The sequence below is a fragment of the Pseudomonas sp. SBB6 genome (assembly GCF_024213215.1).
In the GTDB taxonomy this organism is placed as follows: domain Bacteria; phylum Pseudomonadota; class Gammaproteobacteria; order Pseudomonadales; family Pseudomonadaceae; genus Aquipseudomonas; species Aquipseudomonas donghuensis.
Genome location: NZ_JANAVH010000003.1, coordinates 465,588 through 483,100, shown reverse-complemented (window position 1 = coordinate 483,100; position 17,513 = coordinate 465,588). Strand labels below are relative to the sequence as shown.

15 protein-coding genes are annotated in these 17,513 nt (G+C 62.2%); 8 read left to right on the top strand and 7 right to left on the bottom strand.

What is annotated here, in order from left to right; genetic code table 11:
* Positions 1-2: 2 nt before the first annotated feature.
* The 3 genes from NLX68_RS08330 (at position 3) to NLX68_RS08320 (ending at position 3,556) form a co-directional block, all read left to right on the top strand.
* Positions 3-1,163, top strand: a complete 1,161-nt coding sequence (locus NLX68_RS08330) for an ABC transporter ATP-binding protein (RefSeq protein ID WP_254283613.1) — start codon at positions 3-5, stop codon at positions 1,161-1,163.
* Positions 1,164-1,217: 54 nt separating this feature from the next.
* Entirely contained in the window at positions 1,218-2,564 is a 1,347-nt protein-coding gene (locus NLX68_RS08325) for a carbohydrate porin (protein WP_010220169.1), read from the top strand.
* Between the two features lie 137 nt (positions 2,565-2,701).
* Positions 2,702-3,556, top strand: coding sequence for a D-hexose-6-phosphate mutarotase (locus tag NLX68_RS08320; protein WP_010220167.1), 855 nt, complete (start codon positions 2,702-2,704; stop codon positions 3,554-3,556).
* On the opposite strand, the gene hexR is transcribed toward NLX68_RS08320, so the two are convergent.
* Entirely contained in the window at positions 3,549-4,409 is an 861-nt protein-coding gene (gene hexR / locus NLX68_RS08315; protein WP_174242320.1) for a DNA-binding transcriptional regulator HexR, read from the bottom strand. The two genes, NLX68_RS08320 and hexR, sit on opposite strands and share 8 nt — an antisense overlap.
* Positions 4,410-4,622: 213 nt before the next feature.
* Here hexR and zwf point away from each other — a divergent pair, with 213 nt between their 5' ends.
* From zwf to NLX68_RS08290, 5 genes are all read left to right on the top strand, one after another.
* The gene (zwf, locus tag NLX68_RS08310) at positions 4,623-6,092 is read left to right on the top strand and encodes a glucose-6-phosphate dehydrogenase (RefSeq protein ID WP_010220164.1); all 1,470 of its coding nucleotides are present in this window, start codon (positions 4,623-4,625) and stop codon (positions 6,090-6,092) included.
* On the top strand, positions 6,079-6,792 hold the full coding sequence (pgl, locus tag NLX68_RS08305) for a 6-phosphogluconolactonase (RefSeq protein ID WP_254283612.1): 714 nt from the start codon (positions 6,079-6,081) through the stop codon (positions 6,790-6,792). The genes zwf and pgl overlap by 14 nt, the downstream gene beginning before the upstream one ends.
* Positions 6,793-6,809: 17 nt before the next feature.
* Positions 6,810-7,484 carry a bifunctional 4-hydroxy-2-oxoglutarate aldolase/2-dehydro-3-deoxy-phosphogluconate aldolase gene (locus NLX68_RS08300; protein WP_254283611.1) on the top strand — a complete coding sequence of 225 codons (675 nt, stop codon included), beginning with the start codon at positions 6,810-6,812 and terminating at the stop codon, positions 7,482-7,484.
* Positions 7,485-7,656: 172 nt separating this feature from the next.
* The gene (locus tag NLX68_RS08295) at positions 7,657-8,400 is read left to right on the top strand and encodes a monalysin family beta-barrel pore-forming toxin (protein WP_254283610.1); all 744 of its coding nucleotides are present in this window, start codon (positions 7,657-7,659) and stop codon (positions 8,398-8,400) included.
* Between the two features lie 20 nt (positions 8,401-8,420).
* The gene (locus NLX68_RS08290; RefSeq protein ID WP_254283608.1) at positions 8,421-9,152 is read left to right on the top strand and encodes a monalysin family beta-barrel pore-forming toxin; all 732 of its coding nucleotides are present in this window, start codon (positions 8,421-8,423) and stop codon (positions 9,150-9,152) included.
* 38 nt (positions 9,153-9,190) lie between these two features.
* Here the strand turns inward: NLX68_RS08290 and NLX68_RS08285 are convergent, their stop codons facing one another.
* From NLX68_RS08285 to xseA, 6 genes are all read right to left on the bottom strand, one after another.
* A complete protein-coding gene (locus NLX68_RS08285; RefSeq protein ID WP_254283607.1) occupies positions 9,191-10,537 on the bottom strand; it encodes a hypothetical protein in 1,347 nt (448 codons plus the stop codon).
* A 4-nt stretch (positions 10,538-10,541) separates the two neighbouring features.
* Complete coding sequence (locus NLX68_RS08280; protein WP_254283606.1) at positions 10,542-11,981, bottom strand: DUF6384 family protein; 1,440 nt, start codon at positions 11,979-11,981, stop codon at positions 10,542-10,544.
* Entirely contained in the window at positions 11,981-13,120 is a 1,140-nt protein-coding gene (locus NLX68_RS08275; RefSeq protein WP_254283605.1) for a merozoite surface protein 3b, read from the bottom strand. Before NLX68_RS08275 ends, NLX68_RS08280 begins: the two co-directional genes overlap by 1 nt.
* Positions 13,121-13,278: 158 nt before the next feature.
* Positions 13,279-14,952 (bottom strand): 2-isopropylmalate synthase, encoded by a 1,674-nt coding sequence (gene leuA / locus NLX68_RS08270; protein WP_254283604.1) that lies wholly within the window; start codon positions 14,950-14,952, stop codon positions 13,279-13,281.
* A gap of 311 nt (positions 14,953-15,263) precedes the next feature.
* Positions 15,264-16,088 (bottom strand): M23 family metallopeptidase, encoded by an 825-nt coding sequence (locus tag NLX68_RS08265; protein WP_254283602.1) that lies wholly within the window; start codon positions 16,086-16,088, stop codon positions 15,264-15,266.
* Between the two features lie 3 nt (positions 16,089-16,091).
* Positions 16,092-17,471, bottom strand: coding sequence for an exodeoxyribonuclease VII large subunit (xseA, locus tag NLX68_RS08260; protein ID WP_254283601.1), 1,380 nt, complete (start codon positions 17,469-17,471; stop codon positions 16,092-16,094).
* Between the last annotated feature and the right edge of the window lie 42 nt (positions 17,472-17,513).

Below are 17,513 nucleotides of genomic sequence, written 5' to 3'. Positions count from 1 at the left end.
CAATGGCAACGCTTGAACTGCGCAACGTCAACAAGAGCTACGGCAGCGGTCTGCCGGACACCTTGAAAAACATCGAACTGTCGATCGACTCCGGCGAGTTCCTGATCCTGGTCGGCCCGTCCGGTTGTGGTAAATCGACCCTGATGAACTGCATCGCCGGCCTCGAACAGATCAGCGGCGGGGCGATCCTGGTGGACGATGCCGACATCAGCGGGATGAGCCCCAAGGATCGCGACATCGCCATGGTGTTTCAGTCTTACGCGCTGTACCCGACCATGAACGTGCGCGACAACATCGCCTTCGGCCTGAAGATGCGCAAGATGCCCGCCGCCGCCATCGATGAAGAGGTGGCACGGGTGGCCAAGCTGCTGCAGATCGAGCATCTGCTCACGCGCAAGCCTGGTCAGCTGTCCGGGGGCCAGCAGCAGCGCGTGGCCATGGGGCGGGCCTTGGCGCGGCGACCGAAGATCTACCTGTTCGATGAGCCGCTGTCCAACCTCGACGCCAAGTTGCGGGTGGAGATGCGCACTGAAATCAAGCTGATGCACCAACGCCTGAAGACCACCACGGTGTACGTTACCCACGATCAGATCGAAGCCATGACCCTGGGCGACAAGGTGGCGGTGATGAAGGACGGGCTGATCCAGCAGTTCGGCACCCCGCAGCAGATCTACAACGATCCGGCCAACCTGTTCGTCGCCAGCTTCATCGGTTCGCCACCGATGAACTTCATTCCCCTGCGCCTGCAACGCCAGGACGGCCGCCTGCTGGCGCTGCTCGACAGTGGCCAGGCGCGCTGCGAGCTACCCTTGGGTATCGAGACGGCGGGCCTGGAGGACCGTGAAGTGATCCTCGGCATTCGCCCGGAACAGATCGCCCTGGCCCCGGCCCAGGCCAATGGTTTGCCGAGTATTCGTGCCGAGGTGCAGGTCACCGAACCCACCGGCCCGGACCTGCTGGTGTTCGTTACCTTGAACCAGACCAAAGTCTGCTGCCGCCTGGCCCCGGATGTACCGACCCAGGTGGGCGACACCCTGAACCTGCAGTTCGACCCGGCGCGGGTGCTGCTGTTCGATGCCGCCACCGGCGAGCGCCTGGGCGTTGCCGCGCCAGTACCGACCCAGGCGAGCAAGGATAATGTCGCCCAATTCAAGGGCCGCTGAATTCGTTAGAGAACGTAGAAACCCATCGAGAACAATAAAACGAGGAAACAAGGGATGGATCACTTCAAGCGTATCAAGCCACTGGCGCCGCTGACCCTGCTGGCGGCCCTGGGCGTCAGTTGCGGGGTGCAGGCGGCCGGCGCCTTTGCCCCGGAGTCGAAATGGATGAGCGGCGATTGGGGCGGTACCCGTACCGAATTGTTGGAAAAGGGCTACGACTTCACCCTCGATTACGTCGGTGAGGTGGCCGGCAACCTCAACGGTGGCTACAACGACGACAAGACTGCCCGCTACAGCGACCAGTTCGCCCTCGGCGCGCACCTGGACCTGGAGAAGATCTTCGGTTGGCAGGATGCCGAGTTCAAGTTGGCGATCACCGAGCGTAGCGGTCGCAACCTGTCCAACGACCGTATCAGCGACCCGCGCGCCGGGCAGTTCAGTTCGGTTCAGGAAGTCTGGGGGCGCGGCCAGACCTGGCGCCTGACGCAGATGTGGGTCAAGCAGAAGTACTTCGATGGCGCCCTGGACGTGAAGGTCGGGCGCTTTGGCGAAGGCGAGGACTTCAACAGCTTCCCCTGCGACTTCCAGAACCTGGCGTTCTGCGGCTCGCAAGTGGGCAACTGGGTGGGTGGCATCTGGTACAACTGGCCGGTCAGCCAATGGGCGATGCGGGTCAAGTACAACATCACCCCGGAGTTCTTCGCCCAGGTCGGCGTGTATGAGCAGAACCCCTCCAACCTTGAGACCGGCAACGGCTTCAAGCTCAGCGGCAGCGGCACCAAGGGCATGATCCTGCCGGTGGAATTGGTCTGGTCGCCGCAGGTCAATGGCCTGCCGGGCGAGTACCGCCTGGGTTACTACTACAGCACGGCCAAGGCCGATGACCTGTATGACGATGTCAATGGCCAGCCCCAGGCGCTGACCGGCGCCGCCTTCAAGTCGCATTCGAGCAAGCATGGCTGGTGGGTGGTGGCCCAGCAGCAGGTCACCGCGCACAACGGCGATGCCAACCGCGGCCTGAGCCTGTTCGCCAACTTCACCGTGCACGACAAGGCCACCAACGTGGTGGACAACTACCAGCAGGTGGGCATGGTCTACAAGGGTGCCTTCGATGGCCGGCCCAAGGATGACATCGGCTTTGGCGTGGCGCGCATTCACGTCAACGATGATGTGAAGGATCGCGCGCAACTGCTCAATCAGCAAAGCGGCATCGAGGATTACAACGACGCCGGTTTCGTGCCGATCCAGAAGACCGAATACAACGCCGAGCTGTACTACGGCTTCCACGTCACCAACTGGCTGACCGTGCGGCCGAACCTGCAGTACATCAAGAGCCCGGGCGGGGTCGATGAGGTGGATAACGCGCTGGTCGCCGGGTTGAAGATTCAGTCGTCGTTCTGAGGCGATATGTTGTAAATTTACGCATATTGCAAACCCATCGCGGGTCAAGCCCGCTCCCACAGGACTTGTGGGAGCGGCGGTGCGGCGTTCCGACTTGACCCGCGATGCGGCCTCACTAACAACAAGAGTTCCCCGCCATGCCAGAGCACCCGCTACAACGTTTCTTCACCTCGCAGAGGCCGCGGCCGACCTTCGAGTGGGAGCGTTACCAGCAGCGCGATGTGCTGATCATCGATCATCCGCAATGTCAGGCGGTGTTCAGCCGTCAGGGCGCACAGTTGTTGCACTTCCAACCACAGGGCGAGCGCCCGTGGCTGTGGTGTGCGGCGCAGTGGCCGCAAGTTGGCGCCATCCGTGGCGGTGTGCCGGTGTGCTGGCCCTGGTATGGCCGTCATCCCAGCGAAGACATGTGGCCGGCCCACGGCTGGGCACGCTTGCTCGACTGGAAGCTGATCGACAGCAGCGAAGATGAACACGGCGTGACCCTCAAATGGCGCCTGCAACTGTGCGACTGGCAGGTCGACCTGTTGGCCAGGCTGGGTAAACGCATGGAGCTGCAACTGAGTACCGAACACCAGGACAGCCAGCCTTGTCAGTTGAGTCATGCTCTGCTGGCTTACTGGCGTATTAGTGACGTTTCTGAGATAGCGCTATCTGGGCTGGAAAACATTGAAGGTTACGACCGTTTGAACCGTCAATCCTGTCGCCAGAAGGGCGCTTTGAAGGTCCACGGCGGTTGCCAGCGGGTGTTTCCCAATGCGGCGACCCTGCAGTTGCACGATCCGGCTTGGCAGCGCCAGCTGTGCATCGATACCGGTGACAGTGAGGACACCGTGGTCTGGCACCCCGGCAGTCGGCCGTTGATGGGTGTCAGTGGCAGCGAAACCCTGGGTTTCGTCTGTGTCGAGGCGGCCAGTGGCAGCAGTGACAGCCTGAGCCTGGCGCCAGGGGAGCAAGCACACCTGCGTTTGCAGGCGCACCTGCTCAGTTGAGTTCGTCGTCGATCGGGTAACGGCTGGCGTTGAGGCTTTCCTTGATTTTGCGCAGGTGCGGCTGGAAGTCGACGCCGCGGCGCAAGGTCATGCCGGTGGCCAGCACGTCGAGCACGGTCAGCTGGATGATTCGCGAGGTCATCGGCATATAGATGTCGGTGTCTTCCGGCAGCGGGATGTTCAGGCTCAGGCTGCTGGCCTTGGCCAATGGCGAGTCGGCGGCGGTCAGGCCGAGTACCGAGGCGCCGTTTTCCCGGGCCAGGCGCGCGACTTCAACCAGCTCGCGGGTGCGCCCGGTGTAGGAGATGATCACGAACAGCTCGCCGGTGTGGGCCACCGAGGCCAGCATGCGTTGCATCAGCACATCGGCGTGGGCCGACACCGCCAGGTTGAAGCGGAAGAACTTGTGCTGGGCATCCAGCGCCACCGGGGCCGAGGCGCCGAGGCCGAAGAAGTGGATCTGCCGGGCCTGGATCAGCATGTCGACGGCGCGGCTGATCAGCTGCGGATCCAGTTGCTGGCAGGCACTGTCCAGCGAGGCGATGGCGCTGCCGAAGATTTTCTGGGTGTAGGACGCCGGATCATCGTCGGCTTCCACTGCCCGGCTGACGTAGGCAGCGCCGCTGGCCAGGCTCTGCGCCAGTTGCAGCTTCAGTTCGGGGTAGCCGCTGACGCCGAACGAGCGGCAGAAGCGATTGACCGTCGGCTCGCTGACCTTGGCGGCCTGGGCCAGGGCGGCAATGCTGAAACGGGTGGCTTGCTGGGGGTTGAGCAGGATGACTTCGGCGACTTTGCGCTCAGCCTTGTTCAGCTCTTCGAGGCGGCCCTGGATCTGCTCCAGGAGGTTTCGCACGCGGTCCATGGGTGTTTTCCTTGGGTCGATGAGGCACCCGGCTGGTGACAGCTGCGGGCTTTTGACACGGTGGCCTATCGTACTGATGGCATGGGTGGCACACCACTTGAATCTGTCCACTGAGTAAAATGTTGTGGTTTTTACTACATTATTCCTTGAAAACTGCGATTGAAAACGGTATTTCTACGTCAACTTGATAAAAGAACCAACATCATGGCTTCGATCAGCGTTGAACCCTGCACCTTTGCCCTGTTTGGCGCCCTTGGCGACCTGGCCTTGCGCAAGCTGTTTCCGGCGCTTTATCAGCTCGACCGGGCCGATTTGCTGCACGCCGACACCCGCGTGCTGGCCCTGGCCCGCGAGGCGGGCAGCGTTGAACAACACCTGGCGTCGATAGAAGCGCATCTGCGGGAGTTCGTGCCCGCCGGGCAGATCGAGGCGCCGGTGTTGCAGCGCTTCCTGGCCCGCCTGAGCTACCTGCACGTGGATTTTCTCCAGGCCGATGACTATCAGGCCCTGGCCGAGCAGGTTGGCAGCGACAGCCAGTTGATCGCCTACTTCGCCACCCCGGCGGCGGTGTATGGCGGCATCTGCGAGAACCTCGACAAGGTTGGCCTCAGCGCCCGTACCCGGGTGGTGCTGGAAAAACCCATCGGCCATGACCTGGAATCCTCACGGCGGGTCAACGACGCCGTGGCCCAGTACTTTCCAGAAAACCGCGTCTACCGCATCGACCATTACCTGGGCAAGGAGACGGTGCAGAACCTCATTGCCCTGCGTTTTGCCAACAGCCTGTTCGAAACCCAGTGGAACCAGAACTCGATTTCCCACGTGGAAATCACTGTCGCCGAAAAGGTCGGCATCGAAGGGCGCTGGGGCTACTTCGACAAGGCCGGGCAACTGCGCGACATGATCCAGAACCACCTGCTGCAACTGCTCTGCCTGATTGCCATGGACCCGCCCAGCGATCTCTCGGCCGACAGTATCCGTGACGAGAAGGTCAAGGTGCTCAAGGCCCTGGCGCCGATCAAGGGCGAGGGCTTGAGCACGCAAGTGGTGCGCGGCCAGTACATTGCCGGCTACAGCGAAGGCAAGCCGGTGCCCGGTTACCTGGAAGAAGACAACGCCAACGCCCAGAGCGACACCGAAACCTTCGTCGCCCTGCGCGCCGATATCCGCAACTGGCGCTGGGCCGGGGTGCCGTTCTACCTGCGCACCGGCAAGCGCATGCCGCAGAAGCTGTCGCAGATCGTCATCCACTTCAAGGAAACCCCGCACTACATCTTCGCCCCGGAACAGCGTTTGCAGATTGGCAACAAGCTGATCATCCGCCTGCAACCGGACGAAGGTATCTCGCTGCGGGTGATGACCAAGGAGCAGGGCCTGGACAAAGGCATGCAACTGCGCAGCGGGCCATTGCAGCTGAATTTCTCCGATACCTGGCGTAGCGCGCGGATCCCCGATGCCTACGAGCGGTTGTTGCTGGAAGTGATGCGCGGCAATCAGAACCTGTTTGTGCGCAAGGATGAAATCGAATACGCGTGGAAGTGGTGCGATCAGCTGATCGCCGGCTGGAAGCAGTCGGGCGACGCGCCCAAGCCCTATGCCGCTGGTTCCTGGGGGCCGATGAGCTCGATTGCACTGATTACCCGCGATGGGAGGTCCTGGTATGGCGATATCTGAACTGCAACTGCCGGCAACCGTCACGGCACATGATTTCAACACCGCGCCGCAATTGGCCGAAGGGCTGGCCAAGGACGTGGCCGGGCGCCTGAATACGGCCATTGCAGCTAAAGGCCAGGCTACCCTGGTGGTGTCCGGTGGACGCAGCCCGGTGGCTTTCTTTGCGGCGCTGCTCAAGCAGCCGCTGGACTGGTCGAAGGTGCTGGTGACCCTCGCTGACGAGCGCTGGGTGCCGGTCGAGCATGCCGACAGCAATGCCGGCCTGCTCAAGCGCCATTTGTTGACCGGTCCTGCTGCCAAGGCGCGTTTCCTCAGCCTCTATCGCGCCGCAGGCAGTCTTGAGGCCGCTGCGCAGGAAGCCGATCAGGCCCTGGCCGAACTGCCAGGGATCGACGTACTGGTCCTGGGCATGGGCGACGATGGCCATACCGCCTCGCTGTTCCCCAACAGCCCGAACCTTGCCGAAGGCCTTGACCCAAGCAGCCCGCGTCGCTGCCTGGCGATGCTGGCGCCGGCGGTGCCGCATCAGCGCTTGAGCATGACCCGCGCACTGCTGGCCCGTGCCGGCTTTACCGCCTTGTCGGTGCAAGGTGCGGGCAAACTCGCTACCCTGCGCGCCGCGCTGGCCGGCGACGACTCGGCGCAAATGCCGATTCGCGCCTTCTTACAAGACCCTCTGGATATTTACTGGTGCCCATGAGCCAAGGATCTGCCGTTATGACCACGCATGAACTGAAACAGCCGGGAGCTTCCATGGCCGACAAGATTGCCCGGATCGATCAGATCTGCACCCAGGCGCGCATTCTGCCGGTGATCACCATCGCCCGCGAAGAAGACATTCTGCCCCTGGCCGACGCCCTGGCCGCCGGTGGCATCAAGACCCTGGAAGTGACCTTGCGCTCCGCCCACGGCCTCAAGGCCATCCAGGTGCTGCGCGAGCAGCGCCCGCAGCTGTGCATCGGGGCGGGCACGGTACTGGACCGCAACATGTTTGCCGCCGTGCAAGCGGCTGGCGCGCAGTTCGTGGTCACCCCGGGTATTACCCAGGACTTGCTCGAGGCGGGCGTCGACAGCGACATTCCGCTGCTGCCTGGCATCAGCACGCCGTCGGAAATCATGATGGGCTACGCCCTCGGCTACCGGCGCTTCAAGCTGTTCCCGGCCGAAATCAGCGGCGGCGTGGCGGCGATCAAGGCCTATGGCGGCCCGTTCGGCGACGTGCGCTTCTGCCCCACCGGTGGGGTCAATCCGGGCAATGTGAAGAACTACATGGCGTTGCCCAATGTGATGTGCGTGGGCGGTACCTGGATGCTCGACAGCAGCTGGATCAACAACCGTGACTGGGCCCGTATCCAGGCTTGCAGCGCCGAGGCCCTGGCCCTGCTGGACTGAAACTGAATTCGTTGTGTGCTACACGGCTTTGAGGTGCGCTTGGTCGGCGCACCTTTTTTTTGCCTGGAGTTCTGTCGAGGTGCCGCCAAGGACAGGGAAGATGATCCGGCTGCTGAGCCGGCCTGTTGCACCGTAGGGTTGAAGGCTCAAGAATTTTCAACCGAGGTGCGTCATGCAAGACGATAGCAAGGAAGAAAGCTACCAGCCGTTGGGTTTCCCCCTCAAGTGTGGATCGTATGAAACCGTACGCTACCTGTTAGCCGACCAGCAGCTCAGGCCTGGGGCCTGGGTCGATGGGCAAACGGTGTATGGCGACTTTACCTTCAGAGGCCGCAAGTGGGCCACGTTCACCCGTCCAGTGTTTGCTTATCTGGTTTATGTCGACACCCAGGTGCAGCATCCCGGTACCGATCGAACACCCAACGTTCGCAGCGCCCAGGGGCATGATCTATGGTTCTTCAAGGGCGCGGAGAAAGACTACGCAGTGTCGCCCGCGATTGATGTGGTCAACACCCATTCCGAATTACTCACAGGCTTTTCTGCCCAGCAGGCGTGGGCAAGGATGAAAGCCCGCCAGCACACCCTCACGTTACCGAGCAGCACAGCTTACTCCATCTACCAGATGCACTTGGTCTACGCCCATTGTGTCGTGGGCGCAGCAGACGCTGTCGGTAGCCTGTTCCAGCTGTCCCGGCGTGTCTTGCGCTGCAGTGATGAGTCAGCAGACCTGTACTTCCTGTCGTCAGTGGCAACCAGCCAGCTGGGCGCGTGCGTGACGGATCAGCAACTGTTCGAGCCGCTTTCAAGGGAGGACCTGTTGAAAACGATCCTGGTCGATGGTCACTCCCCCGGCGTCAACACGGGTGTCTGGAGCCTGGACCTGGATGCACGCGATAACCTGCGAAAGCAGTACTGATCCCGAGGCAAGGAGTGCCCATGATGAACAAGCAAACACCTGCGATTGCACAGTTTCCTTTCAAGGAAGGCTCTTATGAAATTGACCGTTACCTGTTTGGCGAAGAGACACCGCATTCCGGATGCTGGATAAAAGGTAATACCAGCTATGGTGATGTCGCCTATGGCGGGCAATCGTGGGCAACCTATACACGGCCGATATTTGCGTACCTGGTGCATACCGATACGGTAATTGCCTATGACAATTCCGAACAAACCAGGGAGGTCAGTATCACTGAGGGCCTGAGCAAGAGTTTTACCGCGAGTATTGATCAAAGTTATGGGTTCAGCGTCAATTTCGGCGCGATCAACATCGGCTCTGAAATTACGTCCAGCACTGTGTACAGCGAAGTGTGGTCGGAATCGATCAGTACCAAACGCAGCCTGACGGTGAAGGGACCCAATCGGTTTTTCATCTATCAGGTACATATTGTCTATGCCCATTTGATGACGTCGGCGGCCAAGCTGGAATGGTTGTTCAAGTATCGACTGCTTGCGCCGATCATGGACAGGGACAACCGTATAGTTCGGCCGGACATGGTGTATCTCTCGTCAGTGGCTTCGCCGCAAATTGTTCCTTTGAAGCACACCAACGCTGTCAGCCCGCTGAGCTGGGAGCAGATCAACCAGGCTGTACTTTTTGATGGATTCCAGCGCGAGGATGTCTGGGGCAAGTGGAGTTTTGACTACACCGCGGCAAACCGCAGACGCTGACCGATAGAAACGCCTCGTGCAGAGGCGTTTTTGGCGTTTCAGAAACTGTCCGAGGTACTGAAGCTGCCACCACCGCTGCTGCTGGAGCTGGAAAAGCCGCTACTGCTCGAACTTGAACTACTGGAACCGGAGCTCGACCAACTGCTCGACGAAGAGCCGCTGGATGACGAGCTGCGCGGCACCAGGCGCCGGCCACTTTGCAGCAGGGTTTCCAGGGCGTGCAGGCTGAGATCGCGCGTCATGTAGTCGGCCAGCAAGCGTTCGAAGCTCAAGCTGGTGTTATAGCTGTAATCGCTGTCCCGGTAGTAATCGGTGCGCAGTGCCCGCTCCAGTTCCTTGGCCCGTTCGTAGTCACGCAGAGCGCGGTCATGCTGGTCGCGCAGGTCCGGCAAGCGCGCCTGTACATCCTGCAGGCGCGGGTACAGCTCCTTGAGCTGGGCGGCGATCTTGTCATCGTTGCTGTCCGGGGTTTTTTGCACTTCGACCAGCAGTTGCTCGATCGTTTGCGCCTGCAGGCGTTCGGTGATGTTCTGGCGGATCCGCAGGTAGTGCGGGTCCTGCTTGCCGGCAAAAGCGGCCAATTGCTGGTGCTGCTCGTTGGCCCGCGCCTTGGCAGCGGCGATATGTTTGTTCAGCGTGGTATCTTCGCGGGTCAAAGGGTCCATGCCCGCCGCCGTTCGCGCCTGGGCCAGGTGCTGGTCAACCGCGGCTTGCCGCGTGGCAATCAGGGCCAGGCGCTCGCCTTGCTGTTCTTCGTTGCGCGTCTGCATGGCGCGCAGGATCAGCTCGTTGCTGCGGTTACCCTGGTAGTTGACGCGCTTGGCCAGCTTGTTGTCGAGCCAGCGGTGCAGAAAGTTGTAGCGGTACTGCTCGGTGCCGTAATCACGTTTGAGCAGGTGGTAATAGATCGGGTTGGCACTGTAGGAGGGCAGCTTGTCGACGCACTCCTGGCGGATCTCGGCGTAGCCGGTAATCGCTTCGCGATTGGCCTCTTGCGCGGCGAGCAGCTGCTCCTCCAGCTCGCACCAGGCAGGTTCGAGCGCCAGTTGCTCCTTCACCTGGCGCTCGATGCTTTCAATGCGCTCGCGCACGGTGTGCTGGCTGGTCAGCGAGGCGGCAATATCGCTTTCGACCTGGGCAAGTTCCGCGCGCAGTTGCACTTCGGCCTCCTGGCGTGCCTGCAGTTGCAGCAAGGTGTCCTGGTCGAGGGCCGGGCGATGTTCAAGCTTGAGCGTGACGATATTGCTCAGGCGCGTGAGGATGTCCTGCTCCAGGCGTGCTTCCTGATCGCTCAGGGCCGACAACATCTGCTCGGCGCTGCGCAGCAAGGCCTCGCTGCTGCGGGCGTTCTGTGCCACGGTGCTGGTGAGGGTACTAGGCGTCATGTGTTCACCAGTCCAGGATCATGTCAGGGTTGCTCGTGGTGCGCTGGTTGAAGCGCAGGGTCAGCGAATTGGCAGCCTTGCTGCCCATCATGCGCTCATCGACATGGCCGTCGTCGAGCTTGTCCTGCTTGACCTTGAGGTATTCGGCCTGGCTGACGCGCACGCCGAAGAAGCGGGTCCAGCGCTGGTTACCGGTTTCAGAGCTGGTGACCGGGACTTTGGCGCTGATACCAGCCGGGTCGGTGGCCTCGACCACCAGGAACCAGCTCTTGCCTTTGTCGGTGGCCTCGCCGCGGTTGCAACCAGCGGCGTCGTAGCAACGCTCGACCCCGGACTTGATCCCGGTGCGGTCCACGACCTGGATCGTCAGCGCAACGGCCGCGAAGTCGAGCATCTGCTCAAGATGCTTAAGCTGACCTTGGGCCTTGAAGGCGTCCTGGGTGTCCAGGCTGTTGCTGGCTTGCGCGAACAGCGCTTGCAGTTGCGCACGATCGCCAGCGGCCAGGGGCATCGCCTTGAAGCGCTGCAGCAGTTGCTCGCGCAGGGCGAGCTGCTCCAGCAAGCTGCTGGTGTAAAGGATCTGCTCACCCAGTTCGTTGACCTGCCGGGTGGCTGTTTTCAGCGTTTTATCGTCCTTGACCTGCAGCAGTTGCTGGTCGGCCAAGCTGGCAAGCTCCTTGAGCTTGGCAAACCGCTTGATGCCTTCCAGGTAGGTCGGTGTGGCCAAGAGGCTGGCCAGCTCATCGCGCTGTTTGTAGATGCCCTCGACCGTGGCTAAGGCGTACCGGCTCGCGTACAGGTTATCGCGGGCCTGCTCGAGCTGCGCCTCACGCTGCTCGACCAGCGCCTTGACGCTGTCGCGGTTGGTCTTGTGGATGAAATCCGGCACATCGCTGGCAAAGCTCTGATCCAGTGGCGGCAAGGTTTGCCGGACGTACTCGAGCAGGCGGCTGACAGCGGCATCGGGCTGCGCCACAGCCTTTTGCTGTAATTGCTCAAGCTTCTCGTGCTGCTGCTGGATGTTGCTGCGCAGGTCTTGATCACGACGAAGCAGCTCATGGGCACTGTTCTGGACTTCCACCGTCACGCCGGTGTCATGGGCGATGCGTGTGCACTGGGTGATCAGCGCCGCGGCAATGAGCGCCAGAAAAAGCTTGTAGAGCTGGCTGCGCGCCATCGATGCCTTGCTCAGCAGCCTTTGCCACCCGCTCAGCGGCGGGGCTTCGAACATCAGCCGGCGGGCGAAGAACTCGCGCACGCCCTGGTCGATCAGCGCCTCGTCGAAGGCGATGTTGTGGCTCTGGTAGTAGTCACGAATACGCGCCGCGACTTCGGCGCGGCGCTTGGGCAGGTTCAGGTGTTCCTGGAGCTGCATCTGCTGGTGGCGCAATTCGTCGACGAACGCCATCGCTCCGAGCTGTTCGGAGAGTGGAATGCTACTCATCAGGCCGCCTTGCTGAGCAGCGCGGCGAATTTACGTTTGGCATCCTCGACCGCGGCGGCGATGTCGCGCGAAGCGTTGCTCGATTCTGCCCGGTAGGTTTCGGTGAGGCTGTTCATGTCGGTCTGGAACGACAGCGTGGCGTCAGCCAGGGCGCGCACCGAATCGACCTTGATGGTCGAGCCGTAGCTGGCCTTGACCGCGGCTTCAAGCTGCTGGTTGCCGGTGCTGCCCAGGGCTTCGAGGCCCTTGCTGATGCCGTCGGTGGTGGCGTTGAGGGTATGGGTGGCCTCGGCCAGGCCGCTGTTGGCGGTGAACGACACGGCGAGGCCGGTGAGTACCACTTCGTTGGTCGAGAAGAACGAGACCATGCGCTGGTACTGACGCTCCTTGATCACGTGCACCTGGTTGATCCGGGCGAAGACCATCTCGGCAGTGTTGTAGCCGACCTTGAGGTCATCGGCGATGTCCTTGACGATCTGGTAGCGCTTGTCTTCATCCTGCAGGGCGCGCACGGCTTCGTCGCGGCGCAGCTCCAGGGCCGCGCGTTGGGCCGGCTCGGCCGATTCGGCGGCGGCGACCTGCTGGTTGGCCTCATTCAGTTCGGCGGTGCGCTGTTCCAGGGCCTGGCCGGCAATGGCCAGCACCTGTTGGGCTTCGACCTCGGCGGCTTTCATGGCCATGCGAAAGTCCATATAGGATTCGAGGATCACCGTCTCGCGGCTGATCTGGTCGTTGGCCGACTTGCACACCTGCAGGTAGTTGTCGCGAATGTCGTTGAAGCGGCTGGGGATCGAGCCGCGGCGCATGTTCATCCAGGCCAGCTTGAGTTTTTCCATGCTGTCCAGGCGCCCGTCGTCCATCCAGCCGGCCATGGCGGCAGCGTCTTCACGGATCGAGGTGAAACTCTGGGTGATGTCCATGAAGCGGGTGGAGATGTCCATGCCCTCGATCTGCTCGCGAACCATGCTGTTGAAGGCGGTGGACTGCTGCAGAACCGTGGCGATGGAGGTGACCTTGGTGGTGTCGTATTGTGCTACGCGGTCCAGCAACACCAGGACAGGCGCATCCTGAACGGGGCGAACGAGGTTGATGCCGATGGTGCGCAGGCCGCTCAGTGCCCGCTCGAGGTAGTTGCTCATCGAGTGTCCTTTCATGATGTGCGCGCAGCGCAAGGTAAAGCGAGGAGGGGAGTATACCGGGGCTTGCCGGCAAGCTGACCGACGATTTTTCTCGGGCGCAAACGAAAGTGCCCGCCTCCGGATGGAGGCGGGCACTCGGTTGCAGCTCAGCGTATGGCTCAGGCCGCCTTGGCTGCTTGCTGGCTCAACGAGCGGTTCAGGGCGCTGAACAATGCCTTGAAGCTGGCAGTGGTGAAGTTCTCATCGATACCCACGCCATGCACCGGACGACCACCGGCGACGCGCAGTTCGATGTAGGCCGCAGCCTTGGCGTTGGTACCCGCGCCGATGGCGTGCTCGTTGTAGTCCATGATTTCCACGGCGATCGGCAAGCCGGCCACCAGGGCCTCGAGGGCACCGTTGCCCTTGCCGCGCCAGTGCAGGGTGGTCTCGCCTTCAGCGGCGACTTCCACTTCCACCGCACTGTGGCCGTTCTCTTCCTGCAGTCGATGGCTGACCATCGCGTATGGCGAGTTGGCCTGCAGGTACTCGCGGTGCAACAGCGAGTGGATCTGCTGGGCGGTCATTTCCAGGCCCAGGCGGTCGGTTTCGCCCTGCACCACCTGGCTGAACTCGATCTGCATGCGCCGTGGCAGGCTGATGCCGTATTCCTGTTCGAGCAGGTAGGTGATGCCGCCCTTGCCCGACTGGCTGTTGACGCGAATCACCGCTTCGTAGCTGCGGCCGATGTCAGCCGGGTCGATCGGCAGGTACGGCACTTCCCACTTGGCGTCATCCTTCTGCTGGCTGAAGCCTTTGCGGATGGCGTCCTGGTGCGAGCCGGAGAACGCGGTGTGAACCAGGTCACCCACGTACGGATGACGTGGGTGCACCGGAATCTGGTTGCACTCCTCGACTACCTTGCGCACGCCGTCGATGTCGGAGAAATCCAGCTCAGGGTCGATGCCCTGGGTGTAGAGGTTCAATGCCAGGGTCACCAGGTCGACGTTGCCGGTGCGCTCGCCGTTGCCGAACAGGCAGCCTTCGACACGGTCGGCGCCAGCCATCAGGCCCAACTCGGTAGCGGCTACGCCAGTGCCACGGTCGTTGTGGGTGTGCAGGCTGATGATCACGCTGTCGCGGCGGTTGACGTTACGGCCGAACCATTCGATCTGGTCGGCGTAGATGTTCGGCGTCGAGACTTCGACGGTGGCCGGCAGGTTGAGGATGATCTTGTGCTCGGGGGTCGGGTTCCACACCTCGATCACCGCATCGCAGACTTCCTTGGCGAACTCAAGTTCGGTGGCGCTGAAGGTTTCTGGCGAGTACTGGAAGGTCCACTGGGTTTGCGGCTGCTGGGCGGCGTATTTGACGAACAATTTTGCCGCGTTCACCGCGATGTCTTTCACGCCTTGCTTGTCCTGGTTGAAGACAATGCGGCGGAACGACGGGCTGGTGGCGTTGTACAGGTGAACGATGGCCTTTTTCGCCCCGCGCAGGGATTCGAAGGTGCGCGCGATCAGGTCTTCACGGGCCTGGGTCAGCACCTGGATGGTGGTGTCGTCCGGGATGTGGCCATCTTCGATCAGGGTACGCACGAAGTCGAAATCGGTTTGCGACGCGGACGGGAACGAGGCTTCGATTTCCTTGACGCCAACGCTGACCAGGGTCTTCCAGAAGCGCAGCTTCTTCGCCGCATCCATCGGTTCGATCAACGACTGGTTGCCATCACGCAGGTCCGAGCTGCACCAGATCGGCGCCTGGGTGATGGTCTTCGAAGGCCAGGTGCGGTCCGGCAAGTTGACGGTCGCGAAGGCGCTGTATTTTTTCGAAGGGTCTTTGAGCATGGTCATGAAGGCAATCCTTGAATGTGCGGCCTTGAAAGGGGCCCGCCGAACGAAAACGAGATGAAAAGGCGAGGCGACGCGATTCAGCTTGGTAGTCGTGCACTGACCAGGCAGAGGCTGCGGTGTTGACGAAGCAGGATGAGGGTCTGAAAGGTTTTCATGGCTTCAACCCTAACCAGTGGGGTTAAAGATGGCAAGCCTTGCAAAAAGATTGAGATAAATGCTTAAAAAATGCAGATTGTCGAGATTTTATGGCTGTTAACTGATGAAAAGACCGCGCCAGTTGCGCGGTCTTTTTGAATGGCGCAAACCAGGCGTCAGGGCTGGAAGGCACCGATGAAGATCGCCGGATCGACCCGCGCATCGTTGAGGCTGACGTTCCAGTGCATGTGCGGACCGGTGGCGCGGCCGGTCGCGCCGACGCGGCCAACCACGGCGCCGCGGCTGAGCTGCTGGCCGGGCTTCACGTCGATCCTGGACATGTGGCAGAACATGCTGATGAAGCCCTGGCCATGGTCGACGAACACCGTGTTGCCGTTGAAGAAGTAGTTGCCGATCAGGATCACCTTGCCGTTGGCCGGGGTCTTGATCGGCGTGCCGGCGGGTACGGCGAAGTCCAGGCCGGCGTGCGGGTTGCGCTCTTCACCATTGAAGAAGCGGCGCACGCCGAACTTGCTCGACAGCGGGCCATTGACTGGTTTGTCGAGGATCAGGTTGCTCGGCAGGGTGGGGCTGAAGCTGCGATAGGCCTTGATCTGCTCGGCAAGCTCGGCATCGATGCGCTTGAGGTCGGCCGGGTCGGGATTGACCTGGCGTTTGTTCTTCAGGGTGATGCGCTGCTCCGGGTACTTCTTGCTGGCCACGGTGAAGTTCAGGGTCCGTGTGCCCTGGGTAAGTTGTGCGGTGCCGGGCTTTTGCGTCAGCGGCAGGCCGACGATGGCCAGCCAGGTGTCCTGTTCCTTGACCACCAGCACCGGTTTGCCGTCAAAGCGCGCCCGGGGTGCCGAGGCGCCCGGGCCCAGGTCGATCACGGCGACGCCGCCGGGTACCGGCTTGTTCAGTTGGCGGGTGATATAGCTGGCCTGGGCATTGCTGGCGAACATCAGGCATAGCAGTACCAGTGGGGTAAACAGACGGGGCATGATTCAGTCCAGTAAAGAGAGCGTGACCGGAGTCAGGTGGTTGTCTTCGACCCGCACCTGCAGTTCGCCTTCGCCCAGGCGGGCAGTCAGGCGCTGGCCATTGTGGGTCTGGGTGGCAGTGCGGATGGCCTGGCCACGCTCATCGAGCAGGATGCTGTAGCCACGGCCCAAGGTCGCCAGGGGGCTGACCACGTGCAGGGTCTGGGCCTGCGCTTGCAGGCGTTGGCGACGATCCTTGAGGGTCTCGCGCATGGCCCGCGGCAGGCGTTCGGCGAGGCTGTCCAGACGCTGCTTGAGCAGGGCCAGGGTGCGCCCGGGGTGTTGCGCGGCCAGGCGTGTGTCCAGGCGCGCGAGGTGCTCGCGGCGCTGGTTCAGGCGCTGCGCGAAGGCGCGGCGCAGGCGCATGTCCAGATCGTCCAGGCGCTGGGCCTGCTGGCGCAGGCGTTCGCCCGGATGGCGCAGGCGCCGGGTCAGGCTGTCCAGGCGCAGGCGCTCGTGCAGCAGGCGGCTCTGGATGCGTAGCAGCAGGCGGCGCTTGAGGCTGTCGATGCGCCGTTGCAGGTCGCTGCTGTCCGGCGCCAGCAGCTCGGCGGCGGCAGACGGCGTCGGGGCGCGCACGTCGGCGACGAAGTCACTGATCGAGACATCGGTTTCATGCCCGACAGCGCTGACGATGGGGGTCTTGCAGGCGGCGATGGCGCGGGCCACGGCCTCTTCGTTGAAGCACCAGAGGTCTTCCAGCGAGCCGCCGCCGCGGGCCAGGATCAGTGCGTCGAAGCCGCGGCTGTCGGCCAGTTGCAGGGCGCGGACGATCTGGTTGATGGCTTCGCGGCCCTGCACGGCGGTGGGGATCAGGGTCAGCTCGACTTGCGGCGCACGGCGGCGGAACACGCTGATGATGTCGCGAATCACCGCGCCGGTGGGCGAGCTGACGATGCCGATGCGCTGAGGGTGGGCGGGCAGGGCGAGCTTGTTTTCAGCACTGAACAGGCCTTCGCCACCGAGCTTTTCCTTCAGCGCTTCGAAGGCCAGGCGCAGGGCACCGTCGCCGGCCGGCTCGACGGTGTCGAGGATCAGTTGGTAGTCGCCACGGCCTTCGAACAGCGAGACCTTGCCGCGCACCTTGACCGCCAGGCCGTCGCGCAGGGCCTGGCGGACCCGAGCGGCGTTCTGGCGGAACAGTGCGCAGCGCACCTGGGCGCCGCTGTCCTTGAGGGTGAAGTAGACATGACCGGAGGCCGGGCGGGCGAGGTTGGAGATCTCGCCTTCGACCCAGACATTGCGGAACACGTCTTCCAGCAGCACCCGGGCGCGGCCGTTGAGTTGGCTGACGGTCAGGACTTCGCGGTCCAGGCCGAGTCTTTCGAAGGGGTCTTTGATCATGGGCTGCATCATAAAGGATTGTGGAGCCGGGGTGGCAGTGGC

Coding starts and splice junctions, on each gene's coding strand:
- NLX68_RS08330 (WP_254283613.1), top strand. CDS start 3: ATGGCAACGCTTGAACTGCGCAACGTCAACAAGAGCTACGGCAGCGGT.
- NLX68_RS08325 (WP_010220169.1), top strand. CDS start 1,218: ATGGATCACTTCAAGCGTATCAAGCCACTGGCGCCGCTGACCCTGCTG.
- NLX68_RS08320 (WP_010220167.1), top strand. CDS start 2,702: ATGCCAGAGCACCCGCTACAACGTTTCTTCACCTCGCAGAGGCCGCGG.
- zwf (WP_010220164.1), top strand. CDS start 4,623: ATGGCTTCGATCAGCGTTGAACCCTGCACCTTTGCCCTGTTTGGCGCC.
- pgl (WP_254283612.1), top strand. CDS start 6,079: ATGGCGATATCTGAACTGCAACTGCCGGCAACCGTCACGGCACATGAT.
- NLX68_RS08300 (WP_254283611.1), top strand. CDS start 6,810: ATGACCACGCATGAACTGAAACAGCCGGGAGCTTCCATGGCCGACAAG.
- NLX68_RS08295 (WP_254283610.1), top strand. CDS start 7,657: ATGCAAGACGATAGCAAGGAAGAAAGCTACCAGCCGTTGGGTTTCCCC.
- NLX68_RS08290 (WP_254283608.1), top strand. CDS start 8,421: ATGATGAACAAGCAAACACCTGCGATTGCACAGTTTCCTTTCAAGGAA.
- NLX68_RS08285 (WP_254283607.1), bottom strand. CDS start 10,537: ATGACGCCTAGTACCCTCACCAGCACCGTGGCACAGAACGCCCGCAGC.
- NLX68_RS08280 (WP_254283606.1), bottom strand. CDS start 11,981: ATGAGTAGCATTCCACTCTCCGAACAGCTCGGAGCGATGGCGTTCGTC.
- NLX68_RS08275 (WP_254283605.1), bottom strand. CDS start 13,120: ATGAGCAACTACCTCGAGCGGGCACTGAGCGGCCTGCGCACCATCGGC.
- leuA (WP_254283604.1), bottom strand. CDS start 14,952: ATGACCATGCTCAAAGACCCTTCGAAAAAATACAGCGCCTTCGCGACC.
- NLX68_RS08265 (WP_254283602.1), bottom strand. CDS start 16,088: ATGCCCCGTCTGTTTACCCCACTGGTACTGCTATGCCTGATGTTCGCC.
- xseA (WP_254283601.1), bottom strand. CDS start 17,471: ATGATCAAAGACCCCTTCGAAAGACTCGGCCTGGACCGCGAAGTCCTG.